The sequence below is a fragment of the Paenibacillus agaridevorans genome, assembly GCF_003112455.1.
GTDB lineage: Bacteria > Bacillota > Bacilli > Paenibacillales > Paenibacillaceae > Pristimantibacillus > Pristimantibacillus agaridevorans.
In genome coordinates, this window is sequence record NZ_BDQX01000054.1 from 106,518 (window position 1) to 112,575 (window position 6,058).

3 protein-coding genes and 1 pseudogene are annotated in these 6,058 nt (G+C 53.4%); all 4 read left to right on the forward strand.

Going from position 1 to position 6,058, the window contains the following annotated elements:
• The first annotated feature begins 47 nt into the window (after nt 1-47).
• Complete coding sequence (locus PAT3040_RS06380) at nt 48-953, forward strand: carbohydrate ABC transporter permease (RefSeq protein ID WP_108991935.1); 906 nt, start codon at nt 48-50, stop codon at nt 951-953.
• Between the two features lies 1 nt (nt 954).
• Nucleotides 955-1,797, forward strand: a complete 843-nt coding sequence (locus PAT3040_RS06385; protein ID WP_087570816.1) for a carbohydrate ABC transporter permease — start codon at nt 955-957, stop codon at nt 1,795-1,797.
• Between the two features lie 190 nt (nt 1,798-1,987).
• Complete coding sequence (locus PAT3040_RS06390; RefSeq protein WP_108991936.1) at nt 1,988-2,989, forward strand: S-layer homology domain-containing protein; 1,002 nt, start codon at nt 1,988-1,990, stop codon at nt 2,987-2,989.
• Nucleotides 2,990-3,044: 55 nt separating this feature from the next.
• Nucleotides 3,045-6,058 (forward strand): annotated as a pseudogene (locus PAT3040_RS36810) (hypothetical protein); the annotation flags it as partial.

Below are 6,058 nucleotides of genomic sequence, written 5' to 3' on the forward strand. Positions count from 1 at the left end.
GCCGGGCGGCAGAGGTTTTCTTTCAGAAGAGGCAGGAGGAGAGCGTTATGAATGCCACGGCAGTAATCAGAAAAAAGAAAAAATGGTGGCAGAGCTACGCGATATGGTTTATATTGCCGGCGTTTGTACTATATACCTTGTTTGTCATGATCCCCACATTCAACAGTATTTATCTTAGTTTTACGTCCTGGGACGGCATTAGCGAAAACGTTCGTTACATCGGCTTCGATAACTTTAAGGAAATATGGGAAAGTCCGAGGGTTCATAACGCACTGACCAATACGATTATCGTTGCTGTTTCGCTTGTTCTGCTGGAAAATGTGGTGGCCCTTGTGCTGGCTATCCTTGTGGATCAAGTACGCTGGTTCCGCAATTTGTTCCGCAGCATCTTTTATTTCCCGGTACTGATGAGCGGTATTATTATGGGTTTTATCTGGATGATTATTTTGAATTACAATTTCGGTGTTGTAAACCAACTGCTGGATATGACGGGCCTAAGCGCTATTAAGACAGACTGGCTCGGCAACCCGGATTTTGCGCTGCTATCGATTATATTGTCAACGGTTTGGAAAGCATCGGGCTACTACATGATTATTTATCTGGCGGGCCTGCAGGGCATTCCGCAAGAGCTTCTGGAGGCGGCAAGCATCGATGGAGCGGGCAAGTGGAAGCAATTCCGGCATGTTACGTTCCCTCTTCTGGCAGGGGCAACGACCGTATGCGTCATGTTGTCGATGATCAACTCCCTGAAGCTGTTCGATCAAATTGCGGTTATGACCAACGGCGGGCCGGGCTTTGCCACGGAAACGTTGACTTACATTATATACAAGGTTGCGTTCGGCGAAGGACGACAAGGTTTCGGCACCGCGCTTGCAATCGTATTGTTTATTCTGATTCTTATTATTTCACTTATCCAGATTCGATTGCTTCGCAAACGGGAGGTGGAGATGTAAGATGGGCCAAAAAGCGAAAAAGCCGATTACATCCGGCCAAATCATTTTGTTCGTGGTTACGCTGCTCATTGCGATCCTATTCGCGTTTCCTATCTTCTTTAATATCATGTCGGCGTTTAAATCCAACTCCGAAATTCTTCGTGACGCCATTGCGTTCCCGGAAGGTTTTTATACGGAGAGCTTTAAATATTTGCTTACCAAAACGGAATATCCGAAAGCGATGCTAAACAGTGCGGTCCTCACGCTTGGCTCGATCGCCGCAATGATTGTCATCATCCCGATGGCGGCGTATGCGATCGAACGGACGAACCGCAAGTGGACGAATGCCGTCTACATCTTTTTCCTGTTCGGCATGATGATTCCGTTCCAGGTATACATGATTCCGCTGTTCAAGCAGCTCAAGACGATGGGGCTGTTCGGCAATCTGGGCGGACCGATACTGATCTACATCGCGGGGTCAGTAGGTTTCGGCGTCCTGCTGTATACGAGTTTTCTCAAGGGCGTTCCGAGAGAAATAGAGGAATCCGCAGAGATCGATGGCTGTACGCGGATCGGCATATTTTGGCGAATCGTCTTCCCTTTGCTTGGTCCGGTTACGGCCAGCATGGTCGTGCTGCAAGGACTTGGAATCTGGAACGACTTCCTGATGCCGATGCTTGTTCTGCCATCCGGCCAGACAAAGACGATGATCGTGGAGCTGTTCTATTATGTCGGAGAATTTTCATCTCGCTGGGATATGATTTTTGCGGGCACGACGATGTCGCTGGTGCCGGTATTGATCGCCTTTTTGTCCTTGCAGAAGTACTTCGTAAAAGGCGTTTCGTCGGGAGCGGTTAAAGGCTAGCACCCAGGCGGGCAACCCAATAGCAATGAACCAGGGACCGGAAATTCCAACAGGATTTTCGGTTTTTGGTTTTGGATCGCTTTATAAGCCATGATCTTAAAAAACACCGGTTTCCTGTTAAAAAAGCTGCATTGTGAACGTAGGCTTGCCGTGGTAAATTTTTGTAAAACTATGAAAGGATGTTGTACAGATGAAACGCAAGCTGATGATTTGGCTCGTGGCGCTGTTGTTGTGTGTAACGATGCCCGGCATGGCGGGAGCGGCGGACAAGCCTCAATTCCGGATGTCGGTAACGACGGAAGGAGATGAAGTTATTGCGATTATTTCCGCTTCGGGTCTGACGGATTTGTACGGATTTGAGCTGCAGGTATCGTACGATCCGCTGCGGATGAAATTTTTGAAATCGGAAAGTTCATTCACGGGGTTTTCGGTGCCCCCGCTAGTTAAGGGAGGCAATTTGACACTGGCTCATACAAAGGTAGGTCCAGTGACCGGAGTAAGCGGCGAAGCGGAGCTTGCGACGCTGCGGTTCGATAGGGTCGGCGGCGGTGAGGCCGTATTCCGGTTGGAGGAGGCTTCGCTTGTCGATTCCCAGGTGCAGATGCTGAGTTATAAGCCGGGGATTGCCGAGATCGCGGAGGGAGGCGAGCGGGAGGTCAAGCTTGTCGACATTGGAGGCCATTGGGGAGAAAACGACATTGCCGAAGCGGTGGAGCTAGGCTGGGTGACCGGTTACAGCGATGGAACATTTCGACCGGATAAGTCGATTAATCGCGCGGAGTATGCAGTCATGCTTGCCCGGGCGCTGGGGCTGACTTCCGCAGAAGAACAAGTTTTCTCCGATTCGGGACAATTGCCGTCATGGTCCAGACCGTATATATCCGGGGTTGCCGCAGCCGGAATTGTAAACGGATACAGCGATGGTTTGTTCCGGCCGGAGCGCCTCGTTACCCGTGAGGAGATGACGGCCATGATCGTGCGTGCCGCCGCGCCAAAAGTTGAAGTCGGAGGCGAGCCGACATTTGCCGATTCCGCCGAAATTGCCGCTTGGGCAAAACCTTATGTCCAAGCCGCTGCCGACGCAGGATTGGTCAAAGGCAAGGGCGGCAACCGTTTTATGCCGGCCGACTCCGCTACACGTGCCGAAGCGGCAACGATGATTCTGAATTTGCTGCGGCTGTTGCGCGTTTGATTATCTTTCATAGGGTGGATGAGAACTGATCGACAGGAAGGAGACATAAGAAATAATGCGATATTGGTCAAGAGTGCTTATCACGTGCCTGATTGCCGCTCTGATTGCGCCTATGCTTCCGGCTGCGAAGCAGGCGGCGGAAGCGGCGCCCGCGGCGCCGCAGAGCAGCCTACTGGATCGGATCATTTTCGGAAATGACGAATCGGAGGGGGAGCATCGCTTCCAAGGAAACTCAACCCGCGCTATTGTTGGCGGACTGGGTCAGACGGCTCGGGTGGCGGATCCGCTTAACCCCGCGCTGGCACGCGGCGGCGAACTTATTTTTACGATGAAGGTCGACCCGTACAAGCAAAACTATTTTACGATGAAGTTTTGGGGCGACGATGTTTCGTCCTACAAAAGCATCGTATATATCAACGGCGAGCAAATCGGCTATCGCCGCGAGGGTGATTACGAAGCGATCAATATCGGCAATCAAAATTACAGGGCGGGCGGGAGCACGGGCGTTACGGCAAAAGTGCTGCCCAACCGGTTCTATTACAATTCGATCATGCTGCCGCTGGAGTTGACGTACGGTCAAGAAGCGGCGGAAATTACCGTTCGTACATACAGTCAGGATTTCCTGGCGAACGTGACGGAGCCATCGCGCGGGTATTACAGCGGTTATACGCATACCCAGGCGTTTCTGGACGTATCGGGCGAGACGCAAGGCAGTCTGTTCGGCGGTCCCGTCGACACGGCCGATATCGTGGCGGAGGATACAAGAACGGCTGTGGACAAGCAAGCGTTGATCGACGGGTATACGGCCGGCCAACGCACGTTGTTCAACAATTTGTCGGCCAAGGTCGACGCGAACAGCACCGCCAAGCTGTCCATCGTCAGATATGAGGACGAGTTGAAGTTTTACGCGGGTTGCTTGAGCTACGACTGGTGTCCGGCAGCCGCGTCGCCCGCTTTGAAAAAAGCGGCCGTCGAGCGGATTTTCAAAACGATCGACAATCATGTCAAAGATTATTATGCCAATACAAGAAACGTGCAGCGCGGAGGACATCAGGGCGATTGGGGCGGCTACTACGGAGCGCTCGGCGAAGCGTTGTATTTGATCGAAAACGTCATCGCCGACGATGCCGTCTACGGTCGGGAGGCGTTCGAGACGTTCCTTGCGCAGCCGTTCGCGACCGGCACGGTCGAAGGACGTTATTCGCTGGCCGGCGTTGACTGGGACGGCGGAGCGTTAAGCCGCAAGGAAGCGTGGGAGCGGGCGCTGAAGGCCAATTTCGATTTTGCGAGAGCAAGGCTGTCCTACATTTACAATCAGGTGTTCTACACGTACGAAGGAGCGTGGGAGGCGCACGAGGGGCTGCGGATGATCGGCTCCGAATTTTTCGAAGGCAAGGAGCGCAGCCATCAGATTTTGCTGGAGGCGATCGGCGTAAGGCCGTTCCTGGGCGAGGAGGTGCTGGTCGGGCCGAACGGGGAAGAGCTGGATCTGTATCATTCTTTGTTCCTGCACGATGCCACGGCGGTGTTTACGGAAGATTTCGAGCAAATCGTCGCCAAAGGACTGGCCCGAAGCAAACTGGACGATAACGGTAGGCTGGTCAGACGGCTGCCGTTCGGCGAGCATTTTACGACGATTACCGAAGCGGGTTTGACGAGGGAAAACGGCTATGTCGCCAATTACGGCGAAGCGACCAACTATTTGCCGGAATACTTCTACAAGACGCTGGGCAAAGCGGGCGACGAAGCGCTGAATGATGAAATTTTGAAAATGGCGCTGAAAAATCTGCATGCTCGCGGCTACACCCGAAATACGACGCTTGACGACGACGGCTACCGCATTATGCGGATGAATCAAGTGCTCGACGAGCGCAATCCGGCATATCCCGGCAATTACGGCTACGCTACCCGCATTACCGAAGGCAAGCAGTTTCATTATGCTTCGCTGGAGATGGCGATGGCGCGTAACGAGGAGCGCTACAGCGGGCCGGAGTGGGATGAATATTGGGCGTACGCGGCCGAAGCCGTCGGTTATGCCCAGCAACAAATCGCGGACAACCAATATTTTAATTACTTCAACAGCGTTATGGGCAAAAGCAAATACGACTATCATCTGGCCGAAACCTATCATTACATTTCCGAAGGCAGAGCCGAGTTTGAGCGGTTCGACGGCGCGCAGGCGGGCGTCGTGCATCCGCTGACCGATTTTGCTTATTATTCGGAGCAGGAGCTTGACGATATGGGCGTTGACCCCGCCGATTACGAGCAGTTCGCCTGGGCTGACGTGGATAATTTCTTCTTCTCGATGCGCGATGGAGACACGCGGATACTGGGGCAGCTCAATATGCGCAACCGCGGCTTCGCGGGCAACGGGCGGCTGCATGTGATGACGCCGGAATACGATTCCATCGTGCAGATCGCAACAAACGGCGTATTTCGATACGACGACTATTATTTGCGCATGGACAATATTCAGGCCGACTTTTTTGAGGATCAACACCGCAATGACGGGGACCGGCCGCAAGCTTTGGCCGGCGAGATCGCGCCTATCACGTATCAGCCGGGCGTCGGCACGGTGTCTCGCGACAACTTCGAAGCGGATCACGCTTACGCCGCGCATCCCGATCTGATGACCGCCAGATACGGCGAATACTTCCTGTTGTTTAATTCCACTCGCGAAGCATACGGCAACAAACAATCCTTCGAGGTGGAGCTGCCTGCGGATTACGGCGGCAATGACGTATTGGATCTGGTATCCGGGGCTAGGTTGCAGGCGACAAACGGCAAGGTAACGGTACCGGCCCAAAGCGTCATGATTTTGAAGTTGAACGAAACGTTCGACCCCGCGCCGAAGCCGGGCCATGTCGACTTCGTGCAGGCGCTGGCCGGCAACAATGAAGCGGGTCTGACATGGAAAACGGCCGCCGGCGCGGAAAGCTATACGATCAAACGTGCCTCAAACGAAAACGGGCCTTATACCGTCATCGCGTCGGGCGTAGCCGGCAACGACTACAAGGACTCCGGCGTTCTGAACGGCAATGTTTATTATTACAAAGTGGCGGCGGGAAA

What these genes read in the sequence shown, in the direction of transcription:
- PAT3040_RS06380 (WP_108991935.1), top strand. Translation starts at nt 48, where the DNA reads ATGAATGCCACGGCAGTAATCAGAAAAAAGAAAAAATGGTGGCAGAGC.
- PAT3040_RS06390 (WP_108991936.1), top strand. Translation starts at nt 1,988, where the DNA reads ATGAAACGCAAGCTGATGATTTGGCTCGTGGCGCTGTTGTTGTGTGTA.
- PAT3040_RS06385 (WP_087570816.1), top strand. Translation starts at nt 955, where the DNA reads ATGGGCCAAAAAGCGAAAAAGCCGATTACATCCGGCCAAATCATTTTG.